The organism is Streptomyces yongxingensis, assembly GCF_055597465.1.
On sequence record NZ_CM145717.1, the window covers coordinates 5738882 to 5764375 of the forward strand.

Annotated in this window: 29 protein-coding genes and 1 pseudogene; 15 read left to right on the forward strand and 15 right to left on the reverse strand. The window is 71.5% G+C overall.

Annotated features, from left to right (window positions below):
- Positions 1-51 precede the first annotated feature (51 nt).
- Complete coding sequence (locus ACZ6TD_RS24635; RefSeq protein ID WP_471341679.1) at positions 52-369, reverse strand: hypothetical protein; 318 nt, start codon at positions 367-369, stop codon at positions 52-54.
- Between the two features lie 229 nt (positions 370-598).
- Here ACZ6TD_RS24635 and rpsF point away from each other — a divergent pair, with 229 nt between their 5' ends.
- The 4 genes from rpsF (at position 599) to rplI (ending at position 2338) form a co-directional block, all read left to right on the forward strand.
- A complete protein-coding gene (rpsF, locus tag ACZ6TD_RS24640) occupies positions 599-889 on the forward strand; it encodes a 30S ribosomal protein S6 (protein ID WP_030827724.1) in 291 nt (96 codons plus the stop codon).
- An 83-nt stretch (positions 890-972) separates the two neighbouring features.
- Positions 973-1551 carry a single-stranded DNA-binding protein gene (locus ACZ6TD_RS24645; RefSeq protein WP_470003099.1) on the forward strand — a complete coding sequence of 193 codons (579 nt, stop codon included), beginning with the start codon at positions 973-975 and terminating at the stop codon, positions 1549-1551.
- A gap of 85 nt (positions 1552-1636) precedes the next feature.
- Positions 1637-1873, forward strand: coding sequence for a 30S ribosomal protein S18 (gene rpsR, locus ACZ6TD_RS24650; protein WP_003978893.1), 237 nt, complete (start codon positions 1637-1639; stop codon positions 1871-1873).
- 18 nt (positions 1874-1891) lie between these two features.
- Positions 1892-2338 (forward strand): 50S ribosomal protein L9, encoded by a 447-nt coding sequence (gene rplI / locus ACZ6TD_RS24655; RefSeq protein WP_198267438.1) that lies wholly within the window; start codon positions 1892-1894, stop codon positions 2336-2338.
- 144 nt (positions 2339-2482) lie between these two features.
- Here the strand turns inward: rplI and ACZ6TD_RS24660 are convergent, their stop codons facing one another.
- Positions 2483-3823 carry an MATE family efflux transporter gene (locus ACZ6TD_RS24660; RefSeq protein WP_471341682.1) on the reverse strand — a complete coding sequence of 447 codons (1341 nt, stop codon included), beginning with the start codon at positions 3821-3823 and terminating at the stop codon, positions 2483-2485.
- 460 nt (positions 3824-4283) lie between these two features.
- On the opposite strand from ACZ6TD_RS24660, the gene dnaB reads away from it, so the two are divergent.
- The gene (gene dnaB / locus ACZ6TD_RS24665; protein ID WP_470003101.1) at positions 4284-5756 is read left to right on the forward strand and encodes a replicative DNA helicase; all 1473 of its coding nucleotides are present in this window, start codon (positions 4284-4286) and stop codon (positions 5754-5756) included.
- Positions 5757-5845: 89 nt separating this feature from the next.
- Here dnaB and ACZ6TD_RS24670 read toward each other — a convergent pair whose 3' ends face one another.
- Positions 5846-6424 carry a TetR/AcrR family transcriptional regulator gene (locus ACZ6TD_RS24670; protein WP_471341683.1) on the reverse strand — a complete coding sequence of 193 codons (579 nt, stop codon included), beginning with the start codon at positions 6422-6424 and terminating at the stop codon, positions 5846-5848.
- Positions 6425-6515: 91 nt separating this feature from the next.
- Here ACZ6TD_RS24670 and ACZ6TD_RS24675 point away from each other — a divergent pair, with 91 nt between their 5' ends.
- Positions 6516-6962 carry an anthrone oxygenase family protein gene (locus tag ACZ6TD_RS24675; protein ID WP_471341686.1) on the forward strand — a complete coding sequence of 149 codons (447 nt, stop codon included), beginning with the start codon at positions 6516-6518 and terminating at the stop codon, positions 6960-6962.
- Positions 6963-7074: 112 nt separating this feature from the next.
- Complete coding sequence (locus ACZ6TD_RS24680; protein ID WP_471341688.1) at positions 7075-7677, forward strand: class I SAM-dependent methyltransferase; 603 nt, start codon at positions 7075-7077, stop codon at positions 7675-7677.
- A 17-nt stretch (positions 7678-7694) separates the two neighbouring features.
- Here ACZ6TD_RS24680 and def read toward each other — a convergent pair whose 3' ends face one another.
- The 3 genes from def to ACZ6TD_RS24695 form a co-directional block, all read right to left on the reverse strand.
- The gene (def, locus tag ACZ6TD_RS24685) at positions 7695-8333 is read right to left on the reverse strand and encodes a peptide deformylase (protein ID WP_471341690.1); all 639 of its coding nucleotides are present in this window, start codon (positions 8331-8333) and stop codon (positions 7695-7697) included.
- A gap of 152 nt (positions 8334-8485) precedes the next feature.
- Positions 8486-8824 carry a thioredoxin gene (trxA, locus tag ACZ6TD_RS24690; RefSeq protein ID WP_471341693.1) on the reverse strand — a complete coding sequence of 113 codons (339 nt, stop codon included), beginning with the start codon at positions 8822-8824 and terminating at the stop codon, positions 8486-8488.
- A gap of 58 nt (positions 8825-8882) precedes the next feature.
- Positions 8883-9314: a MerR family transcriptional regulator gene (locus ACZ6TD_RS24695; RefSeq protein WP_198273114.1), complete on the reverse strand. Its 432-nt coding sequence runs from the start codon at positions 9312-9314 to the stop codon at positions 8883-8885.
- A 133-nt stretch (positions 9315-9447) separates the two neighbouring features.
- Here ACZ6TD_RS24695 and ACZ6TD_RS24700 point away from each other — a divergent pair, with 133 nt between their 5' ends.
- Both ACZ6TD_RS24700 and ACZ6TD_RS24705 read left to right on the forward strand, forming a co-directional pair.
- Positions 9448-10836 carry a serine hydrolase domain-containing protein gene (locus tag ACZ6TD_RS24700; protein ID WP_471341694.1) on the forward strand — a complete coding sequence of 463 codons (1389 nt, stop codon included), beginning with the start codon at positions 9448-9450 and terminating at the stop codon, positions 10834-10836.
- A 303-nt stretch (positions 10837-11139) separates the two neighbouring features.
- Entirely contained in the window at positions 11140-12435 is a 1296-nt protein-coding gene (locus tag ACZ6TD_RS24705) for an SGNH/GDSL hydrolase family protein (RefSeq protein WP_471341695.1), read from the forward strand.
- A 51-nt stretch (positions 12436-12486) separates the two neighbouring features.
- On the opposite strand, the gene ACZ6TD_RS24710 is transcribed toward ACZ6TD_RS24705, so the two are convergent.
- The 3 genes from ACZ6TD_RS24710 to ACZ6TD_RS24720 all read right to left on the reverse strand — a co-directional run bounded on the left by ACZ6TD_RS24710 (position 12487) and on the right by ACZ6TD_RS24720 (position 14078).
- Positions 12487-12942, reverse strand: a complete 456-nt coding sequence (locus ACZ6TD_RS24710; RefSeq protein ID WP_471341696.1) for a GNAT family N-acetyltransferase — start codon at positions 12940-12942, stop codon at positions 12487-12489.
- Between the two features lie 82 nt (positions 12943-13024).
- Positions 13025-13504 carry a MarR family winged helix-turn-helix transcriptional regulator gene (locus tag ACZ6TD_RS24715; protein WP_471341698.1) on the reverse strand — a complete coding sequence of 160 codons (480 nt, stop codon included), beginning with the start codon at positions 13502-13504 and terminating at the stop codon, positions 13025-13027.
- 67 nt (positions 13505-13571) lie between these two features.
- Positions 13572-14078 (reverse strand): DUF2269 domain-containing protein, encoded by a 507-nt coding sequence (locus tag ACZ6TD_RS24720; protein WP_470003113.1) that lies wholly within the window; start codon positions 14076-14078, stop codon positions 13572-13574.
- 190 nt (positions 14079-14268) lie between these two features.
- On the opposite strand from ACZ6TD_RS24720, the gene ACZ6TD_RS24725 reads away from it, so the two are divergent.
- From ACZ6TD_RS24725 to ACZ6TD_RS24735, 3 genes and pseudogenes are all read left to right on the forward strand, one after another.
- Positions 14269-14901, forward strand: a complete 633-nt coding sequence (locus ACZ6TD_RS24725) for an HAD family hydrolase (RefSeq protein ID WP_471341699.1) — start codon at positions 14269-14271, stop codon at positions 14899-14901.
- Positions 14902-15253: 352 nt separating this feature from the next.
- Positions 15254-16813, forward strand: a complete 1560-nt coding sequence (locus ACZ6TD_RS24730; protein ID WP_471341701.1) for a globin domain-containing protein — start codon at positions 15254-15256, stop codon at positions 16811-16813.
- Positions 16814-16967: 154 nt separating this feature from the next.
- Positions 16968-17606, forward strand: a pseudogene (locus tag ACZ6TD_RS24735) (pyridoxamine 5'-phosphate oxidase family protein); the annotation flags it as partial.
- A gap of 774 nt (positions 17607-18380) precedes the next feature.
- Here the strand turns inward: ACZ6TD_RS24735 and ACZ6TD_RS24740 are convergent.
- The 5 genes from ACZ6TD_RS24740 to ACZ6TD_RS24760 form a co-directional block, all read right to left on the reverse strand.
- Positions 18381-18890, reverse strand: coding sequence for an NUDIX domain-containing protein (locus tag ACZ6TD_RS24740; RefSeq protein ID WP_471341702.1), 510 nt, complete (start codon positions 18888-18890; stop codon positions 18381-18383).
- 42 nt (positions 18891-18932) lie between these two features.
- Positions 18933-19829 carry a LysR family transcriptional regulator gene (locus tag ACZ6TD_RS24745; protein WP_471341704.1) on the reverse strand — a complete coding sequence of 299 codons (897 nt, stop codon included), beginning with the start codon at positions 19827-19829 and terminating at the stop codon, positions 18933-18935.
- 218 nt (positions 19830-20047) lie between these two features.
- The gene (locus tag ACZ6TD_RS24750; protein WP_471341706.1) at positions 20048-21226 is read right to left on the reverse strand and encodes a cystathionine gamma-lyase; all 1179 of its coding nucleotides are present in this window, start codon (positions 21224-21226) and stop codon (positions 20048-20050) included.
- Positions 21223-21807 carry a low molecular weight protein-tyrosine-phosphatase gene (locus ACZ6TD_RS24755; protein ID WP_471341707.1) on the reverse strand — a complete coding sequence of 195 codons (585 nt, stop codon included), beginning with the start codon at positions 21805-21807 and terminating at the stop codon, positions 21223-21225. The genes ACZ6TD_RS24750 and ACZ6TD_RS24755 overlap by 4 nt, the downstream gene beginning before the upstream one ends.
- A 24-nt stretch (positions 21808-21831) precedes the next feature.
- The gene (locus ACZ6TD_RS24760) at positions 21832-22212 is read right to left on the reverse strand and encodes a phage holin family protein (RefSeq protein ID WP_470003120.1); all 381 of its coding nucleotides are present in this window, start codon (positions 22210-22212) and stop codon (positions 21832-21834) included.
- Between the two features lie 77 nt (positions 22213-22289).
- Here ACZ6TD_RS24760 and ACZ6TD_RS24765 point away from each other — a divergent pair, with 77 nt between their 5' ends.
- From ACZ6TD_RS24765 to ACZ6TD_RS24775, 3 genes are all read left to right on the forward strand, one after another.
- Positions 22290-22607 (forward strand): cupin domain-containing protein, encoded by a 318-nt coding sequence (locus ACZ6TD_RS24765; protein ID WP_201856542.1) that lies wholly within the window; start codon positions 22290-22292, stop codon positions 22605-22607.
- Between the two features lie 219 nt (positions 22608-22826).
- Entirely contained in the window at positions 22827-23021 is a 195-nt protein-coding gene (locus tag ACZ6TD_RS24770; RefSeq protein WP_020870014.1) for a DUF5326 family protein, read from the forward strand.
- A 422-nt stretch (positions 23022-23443) separates the two neighbouring features.
- Positions 23444-23881 (forward strand): SsgA family sporulation/cell division regulator, encoded by a 438-nt coding sequence (locus ACZ6TD_RS24775; RefSeq protein ID WP_046085022.1) that lies wholly within the window; start codon positions 23444-23446, stop codon positions 23879-23881.
- 110 nt (positions 23882-23991) lie between these two features.
- Here ACZ6TD_RS24775 and ACZ6TD_RS24780 read toward each other — a convergent pair whose 3' ends face one another.
- Positions 23992-25458 carry a YibE/F family protein gene (locus ACZ6TD_RS24780; RefSeq protein ID WP_471341709.1) on the reverse strand — a complete coding sequence of 489 codons (1467 nt, stop codon included), beginning with the start codon at positions 25456-25458 and terminating at the stop codon, positions 23992-23994.
- Positions 25459-25494 lie beyond the last annotated feature (36 nt).

A 25494-nucleotide genomic window follows, 5' to 3' on the forward strand; every position in this document is an offset into this window, starting at 1 on the left:
GACCGGGACACGCCCCGTTCGGGCCCGGGGAGAACCGGGCTCCGGGCGGGCTCAGCCCAGCACGCCGCCGAAGAGCCCTCCATGCGCCATGCCGAGATAGAAGCCGACCGCGGCGGCACCGAGCCCGATGATCAGCAGGAACCGCTCACCGGTGGTCACGGACCTCAGCTGGCCCCAGGCACCGCTGATCATCCCGATCAGTCCGACCCACGAGCTGACCAGGTGGAGGTGGGGGAAATGAGCCGTGACAAAGGCGATCACGCCGATCACCACGGTCACCACGGCGACCGTGTTCTCTACGGGATGCGACTTGCCGTCGGTGTCCAGGAAGGTGAACAAGCCGTGGGGGGATCGTGCTGCCTGTGCCATGGGGCACCTCCAGGTAGGCACATAGAGCAAGGCGGCGAAGTGTTACGCCGCTCACACCCGATGTGTACAGATTGCGGGCCAAGACGCCCGGATTTCAAGCGGGCGGCCGGAGCCGGGTACTGTGTACCGTCCGCGGTGGTGTCTGCACTGACGCCGAAGCGGATACGCATCACGACCCTCCTGCCACGGAACGACCGTGGCCGCTGAGTCCAAAGGAGGTGGGTTCCACATGCGTCACTACGAGGTGATGGTCATCCTCGACCCCGATCTCGAGGAGCGCGCTGTCTCCCCGCTGATCGAGAACTTCCTTTCCGTCGTCCGTGAGGGCAACGGCAAGGTCGAGAAGGTCGACACCTGGGGCCGTCGTCGTCTCTCGTACGAGATCAAGAAGAAGCCCGAGGGCATCTACTCGGTCATCGACCTGCAGGCCGAGCCCGCGGTCGTCAAGGAGCTCGACCGCCAGCTGAACCTGAACGAGTCGGTCCTCCGGACCAAGGTCCTCCGTCCCGAGACCCACTGACCGCGTAAGCGTTCAGCGGTCATCGGGGCCGAATCGCAACGAGTAGCAAGCAGCCCAGCAGTACCCGCCGAGAGGTTCCCCCAATGGCAGGCGAGACCGTCATCACGGTCGTCGGCAATCTCGTCGACGACCCCGAGCTGCGTTTCACCCCGTCCGGTGCGGCGGTAGCGAAGTTCCGCGTCGCGTCCACTCCCCGTACCTTCGACCGGCAGACCAACGAGTGGAAGGACGGCGAGAGCCTCTTCCTCACGTGCTCGGTGTGGCGGCAGGCCGCGGAGAACGTGGCCGAGTCCCTTCAGCGCGGCATGCGCGTCATCGTGCAGGGCCGTCTGAAGCAGCGGTCCTATGAGGATCGCGAGGGGATCAAGCGCACGGTCTATGAGCTGGACGTCGACGAGGTCGGCGCCAGCCTGCGCAACGCCACAGCCAAGGTCACCAAGACCACCGGTCGCGGTGGTCAGGGTGGTTACGGCGGCGGTGGCGGCCAGGGTGGCGGCGGCTGGGGCGGTGGCCCCAGCGGCGGCCAGCAGCAGGGCGGCGGCGCTCCGGCCGACGACCCGTGGGCGACCGGCGCTCCGGCCGGCGGCCAGGGCGGCGGTGGTGGTGGCTGGGGCGGCGGCTCCGGCAACTCCGGGGGCTACTCGGACGAGCCGCCCTTCTAGACCCGAGGCGTTGTTTCACGTGAAACAGCGCGCGGTCTGGTCAGGGCGACCAGCACACACTTCTTGATCACACTGGAGAGAGACAATGGCGAAGCCGCCTGCTCGCAAGCCTAAGAAGAAGGTTTGCGTGTTCTGCAAGGAGAAGATCTCCTACGTCGACTACAAGGACACGAACCTGCTGCGGAAGTTCATCTCCGACCGCGGCAAGATCCGTGCCCGCCGGGTCACCGGCAACTGCACCCAGCACCAGCGTGACGTCGCCACGGCCGTGAAGAACAGCCGTGAGATGGCGCTGCTGCCCTACACCTCCACCGCGCGATAAGGGAAGGGTGACCGAATCATGAAGATCATCCTCACCCACGAGGTCTCCGGCCTCGGCACCGCCGGTGACGTCGTGGACGTCAAGGACGGTTACGCCCGTAACTACCTGGTCCCGCGTGGTCTGGCGCTCCGCTGGACCAAGGGTGGCGAGAAGGACGTCGAGCAGATCCGCCGCGGTCGTCGCATCCGCGAGATCGCCACGATCGAGCAGGCCAATGAGGTCAAGGCTCAGCTCGAGGGTGTCAAGGTGCGTCTGAAGACCCGTGCCGGCGACGCCGGCCGGCTGTTCGGCTCCGTCACCCCGGCCGACATCGCTTCGGCGATCAAGGACGCGGGTGGCCCGGAGGTCGACAAGCGCCGCATCGAGGTGCAGGCCCCGATCAAGACCCTGGGCGCGCACCAGGTCTCGGTCCGTCTGCACGCCGAGGTTGCCGCCAAGGTCGGCGTCGAGGTCGTCGCCGCCTGACGACGGCCGTGACGGTCGCCGCCGGCACCGCACACAGTGCACCGGAGGGCCGCACCCCGCTGTGGGGTGCGGCCCTCCTGCCGTGCCGTCCTCCTGCCGTGCCGGCCTCTTGCCGTGCCGGGGACCGACTGGCGGGATGTGGGCTCAGCTTCGTACCGCGCCGGTGACGATCCAGCGGCCGGAGCGGGTGCGCAGCCACAGGGTCGCCATCCGGACCGACATCATCAGCGCCATGGTGCACCACAGCGCCGTCAGGCCCCCGCCGAGCGAGGGCACCAGCAGTGCCACCGGGGCGAAGACGGCCAGGGTGACGATCATCGCCCAGGCCAGATACGGCCCGTCGCCCGCGCCCATCAGCACGCCGTCGAGGACGAAGACCACCCCCGAGACCGGCTGGATGAGGGCCGTGACCAGGAGGGCGGGCAGCAGGGCGTCGCGTACCGCGGAATCGGTGGTGAACAGGGGGATGAACAGCGGCCGGGAGGCGACCACCAGCAGGCCCAGTGCCACGCCCGAGGCGATGCCCCACCGCACCATGCGGCGGCAGGCGGCCCGTGCCCCCTCCTCGTCGCCGGCTCCCAGATAGCGTCCGATGATCGCCTGGCCCGCGATGGCGATGGCGTCCAGGGCGAACGCGAGCAGGCTCCACAGGGTGAGCACGATCTGGTGGGCGGCGACATCGGTGTCGCCGAGGCGGGCCGCCACGGCCGTCGCGATCAGCATCACGGCGCGCAGCGAGAGGGTACGGATCAGCAGCGGTGCCCCGGCGTGGGCACAGGCCCTGATCCCCGCGGCATCGGGCCGCAGCGAGGTGCCATGGCGCCGTGCGCCCCGGATGACGACGGCGAGGTAGACGGCGGCCATGGCGTTCTGGGCGATCACCGTGCCCCAGGCCGAGCCCGCGATGCCCAGCCCGGCCCCATAGACCAGGGTGGCGTTCAGGGCGGCGTTGGCCCCGAAGCCGCCGATGGCGACATACAGCGGGGTCCGGGTGTCCTGGAGGCCGCGCAGCACACCGGTGGCGGCGAGGACCACCAGCATCGCGGGGATGCCGAGGGTGCTGATCCGCAGATAGGTGGTGGCGTAGGGCGCGGCGGTGTCCGATGCGCCGAAGAGGCCGACGAGGGCGGGGGCGGTGGGAAGGGCGACGGCGATGACGGCGGCGCCGAGCAGGAGGGCCAGCCAGATGCCGTCCATGCCCTGCCGTATCGCCCCGGCGAGGTCGCCCGCGCCGACCCGGCGGGCCACCGCCGCGGTGGTGGCGTAGGCGAGGAAGACGAAGATGTTGACGGCGGTGGTGAGCAGGGCCGCGGCGACGCCCAGACCGGCCAGCTGGGCGGTGCCCAGATGGCCGACGACGGCACTGTCGACCATGACGAAGAGGGGTTCCGCCACGAGTGCGCCGAAGGCGGGAAGCGCGAGTGCGATGATCTCGCGGTCGTGGTGGCGCGGGGTGCTCCGCGCGCTCGTGGGGGCCTGTGTCATGAGGGCAATGTAATCGTCCACAGGTAAGAGACACAAGCTACTCCTGGTCCTTACAAGGCGGCGCGCGGGACGATCTTCTCTGCGCCCTTTGTCGTGATCTTGCGCTGGGGGCAGAAGTTTTTCTTCTGCACAGCCACTGGATAGAGAAACCGCAGGTCAGGCCGAGGCTCTCGGAGTGATTGTGTGTTTGTCCACAGCACTGTCCCCCGGCCCGTGCACAGGTTCGCGCGACTTACCCACAGGATGGATCCCATCATCCACATGCCCTGTGGATAACCAAGTTGGCTGGCGGTGCCGACGGGCCTACCGTGGTCCGGCGCCCGCCACCCGATCCGGCCCTGGAACCCCCAGCCTCCGATGCGCCGTGTCCGGAAAGCCGGCCGCTCAGTTGTGTCATAGCCGTGCCGTAAGAAGGACGGGCACGGCGAGGTTCGCTTCGCGGACGGGAGGAGGTGGCGGGGTGAGCGTGCCCGAGCCCATGGACGACCCATGGGCGGACTCCGGCCCGTCCGACCGGTTCCCGTCCCCCCGCTTCCGCCGCGGTGACGGCGGCGGCCGGGGCCGCGACGACCGCGACGGAGGCGGCGGCTCCCCCTGGGAGGGCTCCGGCTTCGAGCGCGTTCCGCCCCAGGACCTCGACGCCGAGCAGTCCGTCCTCGGCGGCATGCTGCTCTCCAAGGACGCCATCGCCGATGTGGTGGAGGTCCTCAAGGGCAATGACTTCTACCGGCCCGCCCACGAGACCGTCTACCAGGCCATCCTGGACCTCTACGCCAAGGGCGAGCCGGCCGACCCGATCACCGTCGCCGCGGAGCTGACCAAGCGCGGCGAGATCGCCCGGGTCGGCGGCGCCTCGTATCTCCACACCCTCGTCCAGTCGGTCCCCACCGCCGCCAACGCCGAGTACTACGCGGAGATCGTCCACGAGCGCGCCGTGCTGCGCCGCCTCGTCGAGGCGGGCACCCGCATCACCCAGATGGGATACGCGGCGGACGGGGACGTCGACGAGATCGTCAACAACGCCCAGGCGGAGATCTACGCCGTCACCGAGCAGCGCACCAGCGAGGACTATCTGCCGCTCGGCGACATCATGGAGGGCGCGCTCGACGAGATCGAGGCGATCGGCTCGCGCAGCGGGCAGATGTCCGGCGTGCCCACCGGCTTCACCGACCTGGACTCCCTGACGAACGGGCTGCACCCGGGCCAGATGATCGTCATCGCCGCCCGCCCCGCCATGGGTAAGTCCACCCTGGCCCTCGACTTCGCGCGCGCCTGCTCCATCAAGCACAACATGCCGAGCGTCATCTTCTCCCTGGAGATGGGCCGCAACGAGATCGCCATGCGGCTGCTCTCCGCCGAGGCCCGGGTGGCACTCCACCACATGCGCTCCGGCAGCATGACCGACGAGGACTGGACCCGGCTGGCCCGGCGGATGCCGGACGTCTCCCAGGCCCCGCTCTACATCGACGACTCCCCGAACCTGTCGATGATGGAGATCCGCGCCAAGTGCCGCCGGCTCAAGCAGCGCAATGACCTCCAACTGGTCGTCATCGACTACCTCCAGCTGATGCAGTCCGGCGGTGCCCGGCGCCCCGAGAGCCGTCAGCAGGAGGTCTCGGACATGTCGCGAAACCTGAAGCTGCTGGCCAAGGAGCTGGAGGTACCGGTCATCGCGCTCTCCCAGCTCAACCGAGGCCCCGAGCAGCGCACGGACAAGAAGCCCATGGTCTCGGACCTGCGAGAGAGTGGATCCATCGAGCAGGACGCCGACATGGTCATCCTGCTCCACCGCGAGGACGCCTACGAGAAGGAGTCGCCGCGCGCGGGCGAGGCGGACCTGATCGTGGCCAAGCACCGTAACGGCCCGACGGCCACCATCACCGTCGCCTTCCAGGGCCACTACTCCCGCTTCGTGGACATGGCCCAGACCTGACAGCCGCTGCTGTGGGGTCGACCCAAGCGATGCCATAGGCCGGCAGCCGGGTCGGAAGACCTCGGCTGCTCGCCCGCCCGGACGCCGCGTCAGACCATGGCGAGCCGGTCCACCAGCAGCTCCACCCTCCGTTCAGCGTCTCCCGGCGGCAGCCGCCCCGCCCGGGTCAGGGTCGCCAGCCCGTGCAGGGCCGCCCAGAACACCTCGGTGAACAGCGCCGGGTGGACGCCGTCCCCGGCGACCTCGCCGAGGCTCTCCACCAGGGCGGCGAAGGCGTCCTTCAGGGGCTCCGGAGTGTCCTCCTTCGCGAACGCGAGGCCGCCGTCGAGCTGGAACATGGCGTCGTAGACCGCCGGGTTGCGTTCGGCGAAGTCGAGGTAGGCGCGGGCGAGGGCGGTGACCCGCGCGCGCGGGCCGTCCCCGGCGGAGGCCGCGGCCCGCAGCGCCGCGGCCATCTCGGCGGCGCCCTCGAGGGCGACGGCGCCGATGATCTCGCGCTTGCCGCGGAAGTGGCTGTAGAGGACGGGCTGGCTGTACTCGATGCGCTCGGCGAGCAGGCGGGTGGTGACCGCGTCCCAGCCCTGCTGCTCGGCGAGTTCGCGGGCCGTCGCCACGATGAGGCGCTCGCGGCCCGCCCGTTCGCGCTCCTTGCGTTCCTGTACCGACATGATGTGATCCTAGCACCGCTAGACAAACGAGCGGCAGCAGATCTAGCGTTGCCTCATCGCCTAGCAACGCTAGCTCCCAGGAGGGGCCATCATGCTCAACGCACTTGAGGTCTTCACCACCGTGGTCGTCGGCGTGATGGTGGGGGTGGAGTTCTCCGTCGCCTTCTTCGTCAACCGGATCCTCGACGGCCTCCCCGGCGACAACGGCGTGCTCGGCCGCGCCCACGGAGGCCGGATGCTCGGCGCCGTGATGCCGGTCTGGTACATCACCTCGCTCGTCCTCGTCGCGGTCTGGGCCATCGCCGGATGGCACCACCGCGGCACCGGTCTCGTCGTCACCGCCGCCGCGCTGCTGATCCTCAGCGTGATCATGTCGGTCCTGCTGCTCGTCCCGATCAACAACCGGGGCAAGACGTGGACCACGGAGAACCTGCCCGAGGACTGGAAGGAGCAGATGAACCGCTGGGACCGCTACCACTACGTCCGCGTCGCCGTCATCATCGCCGCCTTCGCCCTGCTGGCCGCCGCCCTCGCCTGAGCCCGCGGGCCCGAGACCGCGTCTGATCAACCAGGTCTGGCTCTTGAACACACTTTGCCGCTTTCGCAAAGAATTTTGTCAGATTGTCCTGGGCGAGGGCAGGTTGGCGGGCATGGACAGGGAGTTCTGGGACGACATGTATCGCAGCCGCGATCAGCTTTTCAGCGGGGCGCCCAATGGAGTGCTCGTCAGCGAGGTCGCCGATATGCCGCCGGGGCAGGCGCTCGATGTGGGGTGTGGGGAGGGTGGCGACGCGGTCTGGCTGGCTCGGCGGGGGTGGCAGGTGACCGCGGTGGACATCTCCCGGGTCGCCTTGGAGCGCGCCGCCGCGGCGGCCGCGGACATCGCGGGCCGTGTGGCGTGGACGCGGGCCGATCCGACCAGCGCGCCGCCTCCGGCCGCGGCGTTCGACCTGGTGTCCGTCCAGTACTTTCCGCTCAAGCGCCAGCCGGACCACGGCGCGCTGCGTGGCCTGCTGGACGCCGTCGCGCCCGGGGGCACCCTGCTGTTCGCCACGCATGACCTCGCCGATCTGAGCCGGCGCCCGGAGCAGGGCTTCGACCCCGGCGACTACTACCAGCCCGACGACATCGCCGGGGTGCTCGACGACGACTGGGCGGTTGTGGTCAACGAGACCCGTCCACGCACCGCTCCCGCCCCCGCCGGCACCCACCACACCCATGACACCGTGCTGCGGGCGCGACGGCTGCGATGAGCGGCAGCCGGGTCGGGTCAGGGCTGGAGCTGGTGGCCCAGGGCCGTCGCCTTCTCCACGCGGCGGGCGAGGACCTCCTCGTGACGGTCCGCCATCTGCCGCAGCGCGTCCTTGCGGTCGCGCTTGGAGAGCCGGTCGATGTAGAGATGCCCCGAGAGATGGTCGGCCTCGTGCTGCAGACACCGGGCGAAGTAGCCGGTGCCCTCGATCACCAGCGGGTTGCCGTCCTTGTCGACGCCGCGGACCACGGTGCGGTCGGTGCGCGGTACGTCCATCCGCGCGCCCGGTACGGACAGGCAGCCCTCGGCCTCCTCGATGAGCAGCCGGTGGGCCGGGTCGGGCTGGTCGAGGACGGGGTTGATGATGTGGCCGACGTGCCGTACACCGTGGTCGTCCGGGCAGTCGTAGACGAACAGCCGCAGATCGACGTCGACCTGATTCGCGGCCAGCCCGGCGCCGTCGGCGATGTACATGGTGAGGAACATGTCGTCGATGAGGGCGCTCAGCTCGGGCGTGCCGAACTCGGTCACCTCACGGCAGGAGCGGCGGAGCACCTCCTCGCCGACCTCGGTGATCCGGCGCGGGGAACCGCGCTCGGCCTCGGGAGGCAGCGCCGGATAGGAGTCGACGGGTTTCCCCTGCACCAGGACGCGCACCGCTGACCTCACCTTTTCCACCCCCACTGCCGCCGCCCGATGGCCGCTCACGGCCGCTGACGGCCGCCCCCGCTGATGGTCATGTCCGGCCAACGTAGCAGGGGCGGTTCGGCCGCGGCTCCGGCGCGCGTCAGATCGCGTCAGGTACGGGGTCAGAGCGCTTCGCCGAGCTCCTCCAGCAGCCGCCGCTTGCTGCGGGCCCCGACCAGCGACCGCACCGGCTCGCCCGCCCGGAACAGCATCAGCGTCGGCATCGAGAGCACTCCGTACGCGTTGGTGGTGGACGGGTTCTCGTCCACGTCCAGGGACACCACCTTCAGCCGGTGGCCCTCCTCCTGCGCGATCTCGGCCAGCACCGGAGCGATCATCCGGCACGGGGGGCACCACGAGGCGGTGAACTTCACCAGCACCGGCAGCTCGGCCGCCAGGACCTCCTCGGCGAAGGTGGCGTCCGTGACCGTGGCCACTCCCCCGGCGTGTGTCAGCGACATGTCATCTCTCCCTTGGGGTCTTTGTCGTGCGTGTGGAGCCGTTGTGGTGACGGCGGGCTCACGGTCCGGGCGGTGTCAGCTCGCAGCGTGGCTCCGGGGCCCCTTCGGGCGCCGTCGCCGCGGCCTCCAGCTCCGCGCGGGCCCGCTCCGCCTGGACGAGCTGTGTCCCGACCCGCTCCCGGATCGCGCTCAGCCGGGCGATGCACTCGTCCAGCTCGGCGAGCTTGCGCCGGTAGACCTCCAGCGAGGCGGGGCAGGAGTCACCGGCCGGATGGCCGGAGCGCAGGCACTCGACGAACGGACGCGTCTCCTCCAGCTCGAAGCCGAAGTCCCGCAGCGTGCGGATCTGCTGGAGCAGCCGTAGATCGTCCTCGTCGTACGACCGGTAACCATTGCCGGTGCGGCGCGCGGGCAGCAGCCCGAGCGACTCGTAATAGCGCAGGGTGCGGGTGGTCGTACCCGCCCGTTCGGCCAGCTCTCCGATCCGCATGGTGTGACGGTAGACCTTGACCCTGGCGTCAAGGCCAGAGCGCGGTGCGGGGCTGGGTGGTTCCCCGGCCGACGACCGATCGTCGGCCGACCGATGACTGACCGTTGTCAGACCCTCGCCGTAGAGTGCCGATATGACCACACCCGACGTGGATGAGTTCGCCGAGCCGCTGCCCGCCACCCGCCGCGCCCTGGTGCGGCGCCTCGCCCTCGGCCAGGCCGAGGGCCGTGCCCCGTCCCTGGTCGGGGCCGTGGTGCGGGAGGGGCGGCTGGTGTGGACGGGTTCGCGCAGCTCTGTGGACGGATCCGCACCGGACACCGACACCCAGTACCGCATCGGCTCCTTGACCAAGACCTTCGTGGCGGTGCTGGTGATGCGGCTGCGCGACGAGGGGCTGCTGGACCTCGGCGATCCGCTGGCCAAGCATCTGGACGTGCCGGAGGCCGAGGGCGCGACCGTGGCCCAGCTCCTCTCCCACACCTCGGGTCTCGCCGCCGAGGCCCGCGGTCCGTGGTGGGAGCGCACGCCGGGGGCGCTGCGGCCCGAGATCGCCGACATCTTCGGCGAGCGCCCGCTGGCCCACCCCGCGGGCCGCCGTCACCACTACTCCAACCCCGGTTTCGCGCTGCTCGGCGCGCTGGTCGAGCGGCTGCGCGGCGCGCCCTGGGGCGAGGTGCTCGCGCATGAGGTGCTGGAGCCGCTGGGGATGGGGCGTACGTCGCTCGAGCCGCGGGCGCCGCACGCCGGGGGATGGGCCGTGCACCCCTGGGCGGATGTGCTGCTGCCCGAACCGGCCGAGGACACCGGGCGGATGGGCCCGGCCGGACAGCTCTGGTCGACCGCCGGGGATCTGGCCCGCTTCGCCGCCTTCCTGCTGGACGGGGACGAGCGGGTGCTCGGCGCGGAGTCGCTCGCCGAGATGCGGGTGCCCGCCGTCGCCCCCGAGGAGGGGGACTGGGACGGCGGCTACGGCCTGGGGATGCAGCTAGCCCGGCACGGCGGGCGGTTCCTCCACGGCCACACCGGCTCCATGCCCGGCTTCCTGGCCTCGCTGTGGGTGAGCGCCGAGGACCGGCTGGCCGGGATCGCGCTGGCCAACACCACCTCGGGGCCGGCGATCGGCGCCATCGCCGCCGACCTCATACGGATCGTGGCGGAGCACGAGCCCCGTATCCCCGAGCCCTGGCGGCCGCTGACCGAGGTCGATCCTGCGCTGCTGGCGCTGACCGGCCCCTGGTACTGGGGGCCGCGCGCCTACCACCTGCGGCTGCGCGCGGACCGCGGACTGGAGCTGTCCCCGGCCGCCGGGGGCGGCCGGGCCTCCCGCTTCAGGGCCGAGCCGGACGGCACCTGGACGGGGCTGGACGGTTATTACGCGGGGGAGACGCTGCGGGTGGTCGAGGGGGAGGGCGGCGCCCCGGCCCATCTGGACCTGGGCACCTTCGTGTTCACCCGAGAGCCCTACGCCCCGGGCGGCGTGGTGCCCGGCGGGGTCGACCCGGAGGGCTGGCGCGCGCTCTGAGGGGGAGGCGGGGCGGGAGCGGGGTGCCGCGGTCCGGCAGGGGGGTTGAGGATCCGGCGGCCGTAGCCTGACCCCGCCAGTGGTACGCACGGCCGGGGGCTGGGTCGGCGGTGCGGCGGGCGGCAGGTTGGTCTCCGGTTCTCCCGTACCTCGGTTCGCGGGTACGTCGGTTCGCCGGTTCGCCGGTACTTCGGTACGTCGATACGCCGGAGCTCACGCGCTCCCGTACCTCCGTACCCCCGGTACCTCCGTACGGGAGTGGCCTGATCCGACCCGTCGTCCTCCCCTCCCCCAGGAGCTCCCGTGCGTTTGTCCACGCTTCGTCTCAGCGCCTCCCTGCTCGCCCTCACCACCGTCATGGCGGCCTCCACGGCCACCTCCGGGACGGCCACCGCCCGGCCCGGCGGCCCGGCGGCCGGCCGCGACCGGCCGGGGACCGTCTGGTCGGCCGGGTGGGCCGCCCCCGTCCAGCGCCCCAGCTCGGGCTTCGAGAAGAACTGGGCCGAGAGCGGCTTCGCCGAGCGCACGGCCCAGACCCTGCGTCAGGTCGTCCGGGTCACCGGCGGCGGCACGGCCGCCCGGATCAGGCTGTCGAACCGCTATGGCACCGCGCCGCTGCGGATCGCGGGCGCGACCCTCGCCCGTACCGCGCACGGCGCCTCCGTCCACGGCCCGAGCCTGCGCCCGCTGACCTTCGGACACCGGCGGTCGGTGGAGATCCCGGCGGGCGGGGAGACGGTGAGCGACGCGGCCCCGCTGCGCGTGGCGGCCCGTCAGCCGGTCACGGTCACGCTGTACTTCGACCGCCCGACCGGCCCCGCCACCTTCCACGCCCAGGCGTACGCCCGCAGCTTCCGCGCGGACGGCGACCACCGCGCCGACCGCGCCGGGACGGCCTTCACCGAGAGCACCCACTCCTGGTACTACCTCTCCGATGTCGAGGTCACCGGCGGCCCCCGGCACCCGGGCACGGTGGTGGCCTTCGGTGACTCGATCACCGATGGCTTCGGCTCGGCCTACGACGCCGACCACCGCTGGCCGGATCTGCTGGCCGAGCGCCTCGCGGCGGCGGGCGCCCCGCGCCCCGTCCTCAACTCCGGGATCGGCGGCAATCTGCTGCTGCACGACTCGGCCTGGTACGGGGACCGGGCGGGCGCCCGCTTCCGGCGCGATGTCCTGGACAAGCCGGGCGTACGGTCGGTGATCCTCCTCGAGGGGCTCAACGACATCGGCTTCAGCGAGGTCGATCTGCCCACCTACAAGCCGAATCCGCAGGTGTCGGCCGATGAGGTGATCGCCGGCTACCGGGAGCTGATCGCCCTGGCCCACGCTCGCGGGATCAAGGTCATCGGCGGAACGATCCTCCCGTTCAAGGGCGCCGAGTACCACACCCCGCGCTCCGAGGCGAAGCGCGCCGCGATCAACGCCTGGATCCGTACCTCGGGCACCTTCGACGCGGTCGTCGACTTCGCGAAGGTCATGGCCGCGCCCTCCGATCCGCTGCGGCTGAACCCGGCGTACGACTCGGGCGACTTCAAGCACCCGAACGACGCGGGCTACCGGCGGATGGCCGAGGCCGTCGACCTCGCGACGCTGTGAGGCCGCCGGCCGGGAAGTGAGACCGGTGAGAACAGGTGAGAACAGGTCAGGTCAGGCCAGCGGCAGCTTGAAGCCGATGTGGCTGGCCTCGAAGCCGAGCCGCTCGTAGAAGCGATGGGCGTCGATACGGGTCGCGTCCGAGGTGAGCTGCACCAGCGCACACCCCTCGCGGCGCGACTCCTCGACGGCCCATTCGATCAGCTGGGTGCCGAGCCCGCCGCCGCGCTCCTCGGAGTGGATCCGGACGCCTTCGATGATCGAGCGCGTGGCGCCGCGCCGCGACAGCCCGGGGATCACGGTCAACTGGAGGGTGCCGACGGTGCGGCCCTCCCGGACCGCGACGACCAGCCGCTGCTGGGGATCCCCGTCCAGCCGTTCGAAGGCGGCGCGGTACGGGGCCAGGTCGTCCGGGGACTCCCGGCGGGCGCCGAGCGGGTCGTCCGCCAGCAGGGCCACGATCGCCGGGATGTCATCGGCGGTCGCGCGCCGGATCTCGAAGTCGCTCATGCGGTGGAGCCTACGCCGGGGCCCGCGGGCCCCGGACGGCGGCGACGGGCCCACGCCACCGGGGATCAGCACGCCCGGCCCATCAGCACGTGGTGCCGGTCAGCCCCTCCACAGCGGCGACGAGGGGTGCCAGTTCCGGCCGCCGGGCGGCCTCGGTGAGGGCCTCGCGCAGCGCGGTGTCATGCGTCGGCCGCGCCTCCTCCAGGAGCTTCAGCCCCTCGTCGCTGACGTTGGTGTAGATGCCGCGCCGGTCGCCGGGGCAGATGTAGCGGGAGAGCAGACCGCGGTCCTCCAGCCGGGTGACCAGCCGGGTCGTGGCGCTCTGGCTGAGGACGACGGAGTCGGCGAGCTGCTTCATCTGCAGATGTCCGCCGTCGCCGTCGTGCTGTCCGCTGAGTACGTTGAGCACGGAGAATTCGCGGACGCTCAGATCGTGCCCGGCCTGCAGCGCACGCTCGATATGCGTCTCTATCCGGCCGTGCAGGGAGGACAGGGCGCACCAGCCCTGGGCCAGGGCCTGTCCTGCGGGCGGGGCGACGGCGCCGTGCGGTTCGTCCGGCATGGAACCCCTCCTTGGTGGGTGAGCGGATTCCAGGATAGTCCAGGGATGAAATAGACCGCGTATGCAATTATCGGCGCTTTGTCGCCCGCAGCCGCCGCCCCCGGGCGGTCAGCCCCCAGGGCTTGATCACCGAGATCGCGGTGAGGAAGGTATAGACGCCCAGGCTGACCGACGGCGCCAGGATCAGATCCGTGGTCGCCCCGACCGCCCGCCCCGCCACCACATCGGCCATCGCGGCGTCGATCCGGGCCCGCAGGGCGAACGCCGTGGCGGCGGTGGTGATCAGCGTCAGCCAGAACTTCACGTACACCCACCGGTGGCGCGCCAGCCCCCAGGGCGTCCCCAGCGACAGCACGATCCCGCTGACCAGGGACAGCAGGCTGATCGGGATCAGCAGCCAGTCGCCCAGCACGTTCATGGACCGGTACGCCGCCCCTGCCTCTTCGGCCGAGCCGGCCATGGCCCCGGTGATCCCCAGGGCCAGCACCCCGAGGGTCAGCCCGAGCCATCCGACGGAGACGACGACATGAACGACGAGGAGGCCCCGGCGCACGGGGCGGGTGAGTTGCCGCATGCCCCCACCGTGGCGGCGCGGCGGCCCCGGGGCGTCTGACGGCGGGAGTATCCGCACGTACTCCTTGCGGTGCGGGCGGACCGGGGCCGCCGGGGCGGGGTGGTGGTGCCGGACCGGGCCGTTCGGGCCGGGCCGTTGGCGTCGGGCCGGTGCGGTGGGGGCCGGCGGGGTGCATCTACGCTCGGCTGGTATGACCAGACTGCATCTGTTCGACCTGGACGGGACGCTCATCCACGGCTCGGCCGCCGCGATCGAGATCTCCCGGCAGCTCGGTCTGGAGCGGGAGATCGCCGCGCTGGAGCGGGCGTTCGCGGGCGGGGAGCTGACGACGGCCCAGTTCGCGGAGCGGGCCTGTGCGTTGTGGGAGGCGCTGACGGAGGAGCATGTGGCGGCGGCGTTCGAGGGGGCGCCCTGGCTGGCCGGGATCCGTGAGGTGTGGGCGGACATCCGGGCGCGGGGCGAGCGCTGTGCGGTGATTTCGCTCTCGCCGGGCTTCTTCGTGTCGCGGCTGCTGGAGTGGGGCGCGGACGCCACGTACGGCTCGGCCTGGCCCGCTGTGCCGTTCCGGGAGCCGGTGGATCCGGCGGGGATCCTGACCCCGGCCGCGAAGGTCCGGATCGCCGATGAGCTCTGTGCGAAGTTCGGCTTGACCAGGGATCACTGCGTGGCCTACGGGGATTCCCTCTCGGACGCCGAACTGTTCACGGTGGTGCCGGTCTCGGTCGCCGTGAACGCCGACCACCATGTGAGCGAAATCGCATCCCACGCCTATACCGGTCGTGATCTCCGAGAGGCTTACGAATTGATGGGTAACCGCACGTAACTATCGGTAATTACGTGAGTTGGTGGGTGTAACAGATGTGGGGCACTTGGGGCTTGTGAATTCATCCGGGGCCGGTAGGGTCGGGTCCGGTTCCGTGCGGCATGCTGTAACGGGGTCAGAACCGGGCATCCCAGGCCAACCAGCATAACGGGAACGCAGTCCCCGTTTCCCGGACTTCGGGCAATGCGCGCGGGGCTGGGAACGAGCATGGCATGCTGCCCGGAAGAGAGTTACGGAGAGGGTCGGCACGACCATTCTCGCTTGAACCGGTGCACCAGGACGGGGAATTGCGGGCACATTCCGGCAGCGGAAGTGCGAAGACCGACAGAAAGATGTTCGAGGCGAGGCAACCATGGACGCTCCGACCACCACATCGTCGGCCGGCAGCGACGGCGCCGGCGGAAACAGTGGCGACTGGGGCTGGTTCACCCCGAGCAGGAAACCGGCCGAGGACCGCAGGGCCCCGGACCAGCAGAGCGATGAGCGCGCGCCCAGCCGCCCGGTGAACCCGATACGGCCGGTCGGCACCGGAGCCGACCGCCGTACGCCCGCGGAGCCGGCCCCCGCGCCCGGCCCGGGAGCGGGCGACCGCCGCACCGACGACCGCCGTACGGATGGCCACCGTACGGATGACCGCCGGGCCCCCGGCCCCGCGGGGCACGGCCCTGCCGCCCCCGGCACCGCGGCCCCCGGGCGCGAGGAGCATCAGCGCCCCGACGAGGTGGCCCCGGCCCCGCAGGACGTCCGGCCCGGCCCCGACTCGCCGTTCGTCGCCCCCGAGACCGCCTCGCCCGACGCGATCCTGCTGCGCCGCACCATGGCCGAGGTCGAGCCGATCAGCGACAAGGTCACCTCGTACTTCTACGCGCTGCTCTTCGTCCAGCACCCCGAGCTGCGGCCGCTCTTCCCCGCCGCGATGGACGCCCAGCGGGACCGGCTGTTCAAGGCGATCCTCACCGCCGCCCGGCTCATCGACGACCTCGACATCCTCACCGAGTTCCTCTCCCGGCTCGGCCGCGGCCACCGCAAGTACGGCACCCGGCCCGAGCACTACCCCGCCGTCGGCGAATGCCTGATCGGCGCGCTCACCCGCTATGCCGTCACCACCTGGAGCGACGAGGCCGAGGCCGCCTGGGTGCGCGCCTACACCCAGATCTCCCAGATCATGATCGACTCGGCCGCCGAGGACGAGCTGATCGCCCCCGCGTGGTGGCAGGCCGAGGTGGTCGGGCATGAGCTGCGCACCCACGACATCGCCGTGATCACCGTCCGCCCGGACCAGCCGTACCCCTTTCTGGCGGGCCAGTACACCTCACTGGAAACGCCCTGGTGGCCGCGGGTCTGGCGGCACTATTCGTTCGCCTCGGCGCCGCGCTCCGACGGGCTGCTCTCCTTCCATGTGAAGGCCGTCCCGGCCGGATGGGTGTCCTCCGCGCTGGTGCACCGGGCCCGCCCCGGCGATGTGATCCGCCTCGGACCCCCCGCCGGTTCCATGACGGTCGACCACGCCAGCGACAACGGGCTGCTCTGCCTCGGCGGCGGTACCGGTATCGCGCCGATCAAGGCGCTGGTCGAGGACGTCGCCGACCATGGCCGCAACCGTCCGGTGGAGGTCTTCTACGGCGCCCGCAACGATCACGATCTGTACGACATCGACACCATGCTGCGGCTGGCGCAGAAGTATCCGTGGCTCGAGGTCCGCCCCGTCGTCTCCGACGGCCCGACCAACGGCCTCAGCGGCCGGCTGCCCGACGCCGTGCGGCAGTACGGCCCGTGGAACGCGTTCGACGCCTATCTCTCCGGGCCGCCCGGGATGATCCGCAGCGGTGTCGACGCCCTGATGGGCATCGGCATTCCGTCGCACCGCATCCGGCACGACTCCATCGAGGAGCTCGCCGCGGCCGCGGAATAGGACGCGGGCACGAACGGCATACGGCGAAACACCAACACTAGGCAGGCATTCCGGCGATTCCGGACGGCGAATCAGGACGGGGACGAGAACCGTGGACAGTGCGGAGCACCTGGACGACCGCGCGTGGCGTCCGGGGAGCGACGGCGAACACCAGCTGCAGCGGCGACTGGGCACCGTCGCCCGCGCCGACCGCTTCTACGACGACCAGGTGCTGGATCACCTGAATGTCCGGATGCGGGAGTTCATCGGGCGCCAGGAAATGTTCTTCCTGGCCACCTCCGACCAGCACGGGGAGTGCGACAGCACCTTCCGCGCCGGTCCGCCGGGCTTTCTGAGAGTGCTCGACACGCGCACGCTGGCCTATCCGGAATACCGGGGGAACGGCGTCCTGGCCAGCCTCGGCAATATCCAGGAGAACCCCCACCTCGGCATTCTCATGGTCGACTTCTTCCGGGACCGGATCGGGTTGCATGTGAACGGCCGGGCCCGGGTGGTGGAGGACGCCGAGATGCGCGAGGCGCACTCCGGCCTTCCGGTGGATCCGGTGCCGGGGCGGCGCGCGGTGGTGTGGGTCGAGGTGACCGTCGAGGAGGCGTACATCCACTGCGCCAAGCACATCCCGCACCTCCAGAAGGTCCCGGCGCAGCGGCGCACCGGCGGTGGCGACGCCGCCCGGCGCCGGGCGCTCTCCGGTGACCAGGCCCTCGAGCACGACCGGGAGCGGGACTGGGGGACGGACGACGTCAAGCGGAAGGGTGGCGACTTCTTCGGTGCCGCGGCCGAGGCCCGCGAGGGTCACAGGGTCCCGCCTGCTCCGCCCGCTCCGTCCGCGCCGCCTGCCTCTCCCGCGCCGCCCGCTCCGTCTGCCCCGCTTGCCCAGCCCCCGTCGCCTGCCTCTCCTGCCCACCCCGCTCGGCCCGCTCCGTCTGCCCCGCCCGTCTCACGGCCCTCGTGGGCGGTGGACCTGCCGGGCCAGGCTGCCCGGCCTGTTCCGGCTGCTCAGGCCGAGCTGGGGGGCTCGGGCCCGCAGGCTCCGGCTGCCCCTGCTGCTCCGGCTGCCCCGGACCCTCCGCGCCTGACAGACTCGGACACTCAGGTCCTGGCCATCCCCCCTGCCCCGCCCACTTCACCGGTCTCCTGGCCGGTGGGCCTGCCTCCCCAGACCGCCCCGACGGCCCCGGCTGCTCAGGACGCCCTGGGGCCTCAGGCTCCGGCCGCCGGACCGACGGCACAGCCCGGACCGGCCGCGCAGCCCGGACCGACGGCACAGCCCGAACCGGCGGCGCCCGGACCGGCCGCGCAGCCCGAACCGGCCGACCCCGCTCGGCGGGCTGCTGAGCCCTCGGCGGTGCGTGATCTCAGCCCGGCCATCCGGCCGCCGGTCCGTCCCGACGCGGGGCCCGAGGACTGGCGGGAGGAGGCCGAGCGGGTGCTGGCCGAGGCACGTCAGCGGGCGGCCCGGAAGACCCAGCAGCCGTTCAGCGGCTGGTTCCGTTAGGTCCCCTGTCCCGGTAGAGCCCGGCCCCGCCGGCCCCGTCTCGCGAAGATCCGCCCGGCAGGGCCTCGCTCAGCCGAGGTCGTCCGCGAGCAGGGCCAGCACGCCCTCGATGTTGGCGTCGAGATAGGCCCGCAGCGAGGGCGGCACCACCCCGACCGAGGCGATCCCCTCGCGGGTGAACGGGACGCTCACCACCTCGTACTCCCCGCACGGCTCGTCCACCTCCGGGCCGTGCCGCCGGGTGAGGTCCATCGAGGCGAGCCTGCAGACGAAGAAGTGCTGCACCTTCACGCCGGCCGGGCCCCCGCCCCCAGAGCCCTCAGCGCTCCCATCGGGATGCGGGACGGTGTCGACGAAGGCGGGCACCACGTCCGTCACCTTCGCGCCCAGTTCCTCGTCCACCTCGCGGTACAGGGCCTCGACGACGGTCGCGTCCTCGGGCTCCATCCCGCCGCCCGGAGTGATCCAGTACGGCGCCTGGCCGGGCTTGGTGCGCTTGATCAGGATCATGCGGGGCGCGGTGTCGCCCTCGAGGAGAATGGCACGGGCGGTGCGCTTGACCACGGGTCGTTCGGTCATGCAGGACATCTGCCGCACCCTTGGTCCCGCGAAACCACCTACTCACCAATCGACAGCCGCACGCAACAGCCACTCGTGCGCCCGCGCGATATGCGGCAGCGCGAGTGCCCCCGTCCGCACCACCAGGAAATAGGTGCGCAGCGGCGGCACCGGCGGGTTGAGCAGCGCCACCACCTCCCCGGCGTCCAGCGCGTCCATGCACAGATAGCGCGGCAGTACGCCGAGCCCCGCGCCCTGCGCGACGCAGGCGAGCACCGCGCGCAGATCGGGCGCGATGACCGTGCCGGCGGCGACCGGCCGGGCGTCGAAGACGGCCGACCAGTAGCGGGTGACCAGCGGCAGGGTCTCGTGCACCTCGACGACGGGCAGCGCCTCCAGCGCCCGCACCCCCTTGACCTGGAGCACCGCTGGGCCGCCGAGCCGGGCTGCCCAGCGCGGGGCCGCGACCAGCACATGCTCCTCGTCGCACAGCGGGGTGGCGGCCAGCAGCCGCCCCCGTGGCCGGGTGGTGGTGATGGCCAGGTCGTGGTGGCCGGCGCCCAGCCCCTCGAACAGCTCCTCGGCGCTGCCGAAGGCGCAGCGCACCGCCAGCCCCTGGGTGACCAGGGTGGTCAGCGCGGGCAGGGCGCGCAGCGCGGTGAACTCCGGAGGGCCCGCGAGATGCAGGGTGCGCAGCGCCGAGCGGTCGTCCAGACCCGCCTCGGTGATCTCCACGAGGGCGTCGAGATGCGGCGCGGCCTTGTGGGCGAGTTCGTCCCCGACCGTGGTGGGGACGACGCCGCGCGCCGTACGGAGGAACAGGGGGCGGCCGAGCTGCCGCTCCAGGGTGCGTATCTGGCCGGTGACGGCGGGTTGGGAGAGCCCGAGCAGCCCGGCGGCGCGGGTGAAGGACCCGGCGCGGTGAACCGCGACAAAGGTGCGTAAGAGGGCCAGATCCATGCGGTTCCCCTCGCCTCGTCGCGCCCCGAACGCATGCCAACTATAAATATGCCGATAGGTCCATGTCGCTACTGTGATTGGACACTGACGCTGAGTCAACTAGCCTTGTTCGAGCGGTTCTCCACGAGAAGAACCGGGGCGTCTCAAGCCACGAGGGGGGAGGCTTGAGACGCCCGCACAGGCGTACCCGCCCGCCGCACAGGCATACCCGCCCGCTTTCAGCCACCCGCCCCGGTGGCCGTCGTGCCGGAGGCCGCATCCGTGCCGGATGCCGCGTCGAGCGCCCGCAGCACATCCGCGATCAGATCGTCCGCGTCCTCCGCGCCCACCGAGAACCGGATGAAACCCTCGGGCACCGCGTCGCCGCCCCACCGTCCGCGCCGCTCCGCCGTGGAGCGCACCCCGCCGAAGCTGGTGGCGTCGTCCACCAGCCGCAGCGCGGTCAGAAAGCGCTCCGCGTGCTCCTTGTCCGGCAGGGTGAAGGAGACCACACAGCCGAAGCGCCCGCCGCGCATCTGCCCGGCCGCCACCCGGTGGGAGGGATCGGTCGGCAGACCGGGGTGGCGCAGCCCGGTGATCTCGGGGCGGTCGCGCAGCGCCTCGGCGAGGGCCAGGGCGGTCGCCGCCTGGCGGTCGACGCGCAGCTGGAGGGTGGCCAGGGAGCGGTGGGCGAGCCATGCCTCCATGGGGCCGGGGATCGCGCCCACCGTCTTGCGCCAGGCCCGCACCTCCGCGGCGAGCCGCGGATCGCGGCAGGTCACATAGCCGAGCAGCACATCGCCATGGCCGGTGAGCGCCTTGGTGCCGCTCGCCACGGCGAAGTCGGCGCCGAGCTCCAGCGGGCGCTGGCCGAGCGGGGTGGCGAGGGTGTTGTCGACGGCGACCAGCGCGCCCCGGGCGTGCGCGGCCTCGGCGAGCCGACGGATGTCACAGACGTCCAGTCCAGGATTGGATGGAGTTTCCAGCCACAGCAGCTTCGTCCGGTCGCCCAGGGCCTCCAGGGCGGCCAGCTGGGCGTCCTCGCCGGTCGGGGCGGTGCGCACCGTGACCCCGTAGCCCGCCAGCCGCTCGATCAGCGCCGGGAGCAGCTGATAGCCGTCGGACGGCAGGACGGCCGCGTCGCCCTGGCGCAGCTGCGACAGCAGTACGGCCGAGATCGCGCCCATGCCGGAGGAGAAGACGACCGTCTCGGCGTCGGTGCCCGGCGACTCCAGCTCGCTGATCGCCCGCTCCAGCAGGGACCAGGTGGGGTTGGCGTCCCGGCCGTAGGTGTAGGGGCCGACGGCGTCGCCGGGGAGGTGGTAGTGGGCGGCGAAGACCGGGCCCGGCAGCGTCGGCTCGTACGCCTCGGCCTCGGGCAGTCCGGCCCGTACGGTGCGGGTGCCGTCGCCGGTCATGCGGACTCCTTCCCCGGGTCCGGGCCATCGGCGGCGGGCGCGTTCTCGGCACGGGCGCTTTCCGCGGCCTTCTCCGTGGTGTCGATGGCCTCGGCGACCGCTTCCAGCAGCCCGCCGCTCGCGCCCTCGATCATCTCCAGGCACTCCTCGAAGTCGTCCAGCCCGCCGAAGTACGGGTCCGGCACATCGAGGCCGCCCAGCGCGTCGTGGTCCGCGTCCGGGTCGTAAGCCCGCAGCAGCCGCACCTTCGCGGCGTCGTGCGGGGTCGGCGCGAGCGCGCGCAGCTCGTGCAGATGGCCGCTGTCCAGGGCGATCACCAGATCGAGGCGATCGAACCACTCGACCCGGAACTGGCGCGCGATGTGATCCTGCTCATAGCCATGGGCGGTCAGTACGTCGATGGCGCGGCGGTCGGCCCCGTCGCCCTCGTGCCAGGGCCCGGTGCCCGCGCTGTCCACCTCGAGGAGGCCGTCCAGCCCGGCCTCCGCGGCATGGGCGCGGAAGACGGATTCGGCCATCGGCGACCGGCATATGTTGCCGGTGCAGACGAAGCAGACACGGTAGGGCGACGGGTCTCTCATGCCTTCCATCATCTCCGGCCGTGATCAGTCCTTGTCATCGGGCAGCACGACGTGCAGGGCCCACGCGACTATGGAGACGATCAGGCCACCGAGCACCGCGGTGCCGAAGCCGTCGACGTGGAAGCTCAGGTCCAGCTTTCCGGCCAGCCACGAGGTCAACAACAGCATCAGGGCGTTGATCACCAGCGTGATCAGCCCGAGGGTCAGGATGAACAGCGGGAAGGCCAGCAGCTTGACGATCGGCTTGACCACCACGTTCACCACGCCGAAGAGCAGCGCCACGAGAATGAGGGTGAGCGCTTGGCGGCCGGTGTTGTCACCGGTCAGCGTGATGTCCTTGAGCAGCCAGATGGCGACGCCGAGGGCGCCGGCGTTCGCGATCGTCTTGACGAGAAAATTCTTCATGGTTGAGATCGTCGCAGACAGGCCCCGGCGCAGGCAGGGGCACCGTAGGCATGGGTCAGGCAGGGGTGGAGAGGCGAATGAAGGCGTTCCGGCTGGATGAGCTGGAGGCGGAGCGGGCCGCGAACGACGGCGCGTATCTGCAGTTCCTACGGGAGCGGAACATGTCCGTGGGGCTGTACGCGCTGAACGCGGGCCAGGCCGACCCGCAGTCGCCGCACGGCCAGGACGAGGTGTACGTCGTGATGAGCGGCCGGGCGTCGGTCACGGTGGGGATGGAGACGACGCAGGTGGGGCGGGGCAGTGTGGTGTACGTCCCGGCGGGCACGGCGCACAAGTTCCACCACATCACCGAGGACCTGAGGGTGCTGGTGGTGTTCTCGCCGCCGGAGGGCTGAGGCCGTCCCGGGGCTCGATGCCGCCGGAGAGCTGATCCCGGTCCAGGGCTTGTCCATCGCGGAGCCGATGTGTGGCCGGCCGGTCCCGTAGGGGTCCGGTCAGGGGAGGACGGGGGGCGCGGGCCGCCCGCGCGCCTCCGTCCCGTCCTAGCATCGACGGCAGGGAAGACCGGCCGTCGGCGTCCGGACCCACGGCTCGGAGAGAAAGCAGGGAGTCACGTGACCACGAAGGGGATATTCCAGGGCTTGCCGTGGTGGGTGACCTGGATCGCGATACCGGTCCTCGTCCTCGCCGTGTTCGGCGGCCTGATCATGAGCGTGATCGGGTTCGTGGTGAGCCTCGTCTTCAAGGCGCTGCTGCTGGTGGTGCTGATCGCCGGGCTGATCTACGTCGTACGGAAGTTCACTTCCTGACCCGCCCCGCGGCGCTCGCCGCGTCCCCCAGGGCCTGACGCGTCCCCGCAGGCCCTGACGGACCCCGCCGATCGCGGATACGCCGCGCGAGGGATACCGCCGGGGCGGGAGCACCGCCCGGCGCCACCCCTGCCGTTACAGTGCGAGTCCTCGGCGTCCTTCCTTCGGCGTCTGCCTCGCAACAACACCCCGGGGGTGCCTGTTGACGACAGCGATCTTCGATACGGCCGGTGCGCCGGCCCCGATCTCCCGCCCACCGGGCCCGCGCCGTCCGCGCCGCCCGGCCCCGCGGGCCTCCTCACGGCAACACTGGCCATTTTCGTTCCCTCACACGAGGCAAACCGACTCCGCACCGCAATCGAGTCGCTACGCTCCAGAGTCGGCGAAGCGCAAACAACCCGGGGCGGCGAACGATGCGTGAGATGCGTGACACGGTTCAGGCGGAAGTGACGATGACCTTCCTGGTCTCGCAGGATCTCTCCTTCCGGATCCCGGTCGAGCTGTCCTACGACAGCAGCGACCCCTATGCCGTCGAGATCACCTTCCATTTGCCCGGTGACGCGCCGGTGAGCTGGGCCTTCGCGCGGGAGCTGCTGCTGGACGGGTTGAGCAGACCCACCGGCGAGGGGGATGTGCGCATCGCCCCCGCCTCCCCCGAGGGGCTTTCGGACGTCTTCATCAGACTCCAAGTGGGGTGTGAACGGGCCTTGTTCCGGGCCGGGGCCGCTCCGCTGGTGGCCTTCCTCGACCGGACGGACCGGGTGGTGCCTTTCGGCCAGGAGCCGGCGGCCTGTGACCCGGTCGGCGATCTCGATGCCGAACTCCACCGCATCCTGGCCGAGGACCGGTACGCGGGCTGAGAGCCGGGTAGGCGGCAGGCCGTGTTGTGCCGCGTCCGCCCCGGCCGGGCGGCGTGCCCGGCGGCTCGGCGCCGGCTCGGCGACCCTTCGCCCCTGGGCTCGGCGCGTCCTCACCCGTCGCCTCGGCGACCCTTCGCCCGGCGGCGCCGCCCGCGCCCGCCCCGGCCGGTCCGGGCCGCCGGGGCGCCGCCCGCGTCGGCCACCCGCTCCGCGCCGCCGTCCGCCGCCGGGGCGCGGTCCGCGGAGACCACGAGCACGGCCAGCGCGGTGGTCACCGGCACCGAGGCGACGAGCCCGATGCTGCCCACCAGCGTCCGTACGATCTCCTCCGCGACGATCTCGCTCGTGGCGACCGTGCCCACCCCGCTGTCCGCGATGGAGAACAGCAGCAGCAGCGGCAGCGACGCGCCCGCGTACGCCAGCACCAGGGTGTTCACGACGGAGGCGATGTGGTCCCGCCCGATCCGCATCGCCGCCCCGTAGAGCGTGCGCCGGGACACGGTCGGGTCCGCGTCCCTCAGCTCCCACACCGCCGAGGTCTGGGTGACCGTCACATCGTCCAGCACGCCCAGCGAGCCGATGATCACGCCCGCGAGCAGCAGCCCCCGTATCTCGATGTTCGGATAGAGGCCGTGCACCAGCCCGGTCTGGTCGTCGGTGTTGCCGGTCAGGCTCGCCCAGCCGATGAACAGCGAGCCCAGCACCCCGATCAGCAGCAGTGACACCAGGGTGCCGAGCACGGCGACCGACGTACGTGCCGTCAGCCCATGGCACATGTACAGCGCGAGAAGCATGATCGCGCTGCCCCCGACGACCGCGACCACCAGCGGATTGGAACCCTGGAGTATCGCCGGGAGGATGAACAGCGTCAGCACCCCGAAGCTGATCGCCAGCGCCACCAGCGCGAACACCCCGCGCAGCCGTCCCACCGCCACGACCGCGAGCGCGAACAGCCCCGCCAGCAGCGCCATCGGCATCGACCGGTCGACGTCGGACACGGAGTACTGCAGTTCCTTGGGCGCCTTGGGGGCGTACGCCAGCTTCAGCTCCTGCCCGGCGCTGAAGTGACGCGAGGCGTTGGGCTGGACGATTTCGGGGAACGTGCGGCCTTTGTCCTTGCCCGAGGTGACCTCGATGGTGGCCTTCTCGCAGACGCTCTTCTTCCCGCCCTGTCCAGAGGGCCCGGAGCTCCCGCCCTGCCCGGGGGCGCCGTTCTGGGCGGCGCCGTCCTGGCCGGGCTCGGTGGGCGCCTGCGGCTGGGCGTTGACATCGGCGCAGTTCACCTCCTCGATCTTCACCACCCGTCCGGACACGGTGGTCTGGTCGAAGCCGAGACCGCTGCGGCCGTGCGCCTTGTGGTCGGGCGTGCCGCCCGGCCAGAGCACGATCAGACCGGCCACGACGGCGACGGTGAAGGGGATGAGCACCGCGGCGATGACCTTGCGGAGGCGCGCGGAGACAGGCGCGGCGGGGCCATGGCCGTGGGAGTGGCCATGGGAATGTCCGTGGCCGTGGCCATGCGCCTGATCGGAGGGGCGGGGCTGCTCGGGCGGGTGGTCCTGCTGGATGGCGGTCACGGTCGCATCATCGCAAGAGACGTGGGCCCCCTGTTC

What these genes read in the sequence shown, in the direction of transcription:
- ACZ6TD_RS24710 (WP_471341696.1), bottom strand. Translation starts at nt 12,942, where the DNA reads ATGAGCGACTTCGAGATCCGGCGCGCGACCGCCGATGACATCCCGGCG.
- ACZ6TD_RS24635 (WP_471341679.1), bottom strand. Translation starts at nt 369, where the DNA reads ATGGCACAGGCAGCACGATCCCCCCACGGCTTGTTCACCTTCCTGGAC.
- rpsF (WP_030827724.1), top strand. Translation starts at nt 599, where the DNA reads ATGCGTCACTACGAGGTGATGGTCATCCTCGACCCCGATCTCGAGGAG.
- ACZ6TD_RS24755 (WP_471341707.1), bottom strand. Translation starts at nt 21,807, where the DNA reads ATGAGAGACCCGTCGCCCTACCGTGTCTGCTTCGTCTGCACCGGCAAC.
- ACZ6TD_RS24750 (WP_471341706.1), bottom strand. Translation starts at nt 21,226, where the DNA reads ATGACCGGCGACGGCACCCGCACCGTACGGGCCGGACTGCCCGAGGCC.
- ACZ6TD_RS24675 (WP_471341686.1), top strand. Translation starts at nt 6,516, where the DNA reads ATGCTCAACGCACTTGAGGTCTTCACCACCGTGGTCGTCGGCGTGATG.
- ACZ6TD_RS24745 (WP_471341704.1), bottom strand. Translation starts at nt 19,829, where the DNA reads ATGGATCTGGCCCTCTTACGCACCTTTGTCGCGGTTCACCGCGCCGGG.
- ACZ6TD_RS24775 (WP_046085022.1), top strand. Translation starts at nt 23,444, where the DNA reads ATGCGTGACACGGTTCAGGCGGAAGTGACGATGACCTTCCTGGTCTCG.
- ACZ6TD_RS24695 (WP_198273114.1), bottom strand. Translation starts at nt 9,314, where the DNA reads ATGCGGATCGGAGAGCTGGCCGAACGGGCGGGTACGACCACCCGCACC.
- trxA (WP_471341693.1), bottom strand. Translation starts at nt 8,824, where the DNA reads ATGTCGCTGACACACGCCGGGGGAGTGGCCACGGTCACGGACGCCACC.
- ACZ6TD_RS24725 (WP_471341699.1), top strand. Translation starts at nt 14,269, where the DNA reads ATGACCAGACTGCATCTGTTCGACCTGGACGGGACGCTCATCCACGGC.
- ACZ6TD_RS24760 (WP_470003120.1), bottom strand. Translation starts at nt 22,212, where the DNA reads ATGAAGAATTTTCTCGTCAAGACGATCGCGAACGCCGGCGCCCTCGGC.
- ACZ6TD_RS24715 (WP_471341698.1), bottom strand. Translation starts at nt 13,504, where the DNA reads ATGCCGGACGAACCGCACGGCGCCGTCGCCCCGCCCGCAGGACAGGCC.
- rpsR (WP_003978893.1), top strand. Translation starts at nt 1,637, where the DNA reads ATGGCGAAGCCGCCTGCTCGCAAGCCTAAGAAGAAGGTTTGCGTGTTC.
- ACZ6TD_RS24680 (WP_471341688.1), top strand. Translation starts at nt 7,075, where the DNA reads ATGGACAGGGAGTTCTGGGACGACATGTATCGCAGCCGCGATCAGCTT.
- ACZ6TD_RS24660 (WP_471341682.1), bottom strand. Translation starts at nt 3,823, where the DNA reads ATGACACAGGCCCCCACGAGCGCGCGGAGCACCCCGCGCCACCACGAC.
- ACZ6TD_RS24700 (WP_471341694.1), top strand. Translation starts at nt 9,448, where the DNA reads ATGACCACACCCGACGTGGATGAGTTCGCCGAGCCGCTGCCCGCCACC.
- ACZ6TD_RS24645 (WP_470003099.1), top strand. Translation starts at nt 973, where the DNA reads ATGGCAGGCGAGACCGTCATCACGGTCGTCGGCAATCTCGTCGACGAC.
- ACZ6TD_RS24765 (WP_201856542.1), top strand. Translation starts at nt 22,290, where the DNA reads ATGAAGGCGTTCCGGCTGGATGAGCTGGAGGCGGAGCGGGCCGCGAAC.
- ACZ6TD_RS24730 (WP_471341701.1), top strand. Translation starts at nt 15,254, where the DNA reads ATGGACGCTCCGACCACCACATCGTCGGCCGGCAGCGACGGCGCCGGC.
- rplI (WP_198267438.1), top strand. Translation starts at nt 1,892, where the DNA reads ATGAAGATCATCCTCACCCACGAGGTCTCCGGCCTCGGCACCGCCGGT.
- ACZ6TD_RS24740 (WP_471341702.1), bottom strand. Translation starts at nt 18,890, where the DNA reads ATGACCGAACGACCCGTGGTCAAGCGCACCGCCCGTGCCATTCTCCTC.
- ACZ6TD_RS24670 (WP_471341683.1), bottom strand. Translation starts at nt 6,424, where the DNA reads ATGTCGGTACAGGAACGCAAGGAGCGCGAACGGGCGGGCCGCGAGCGC.
- ACZ6TD_RS24720 (WP_470003113.1), bottom strand. Translation starts at nt 14,078, where the DNA reads ATGCGGCAACTCACCCGCCCCGTGCGCCGGGGCCTCCTCGTCGTTCAT.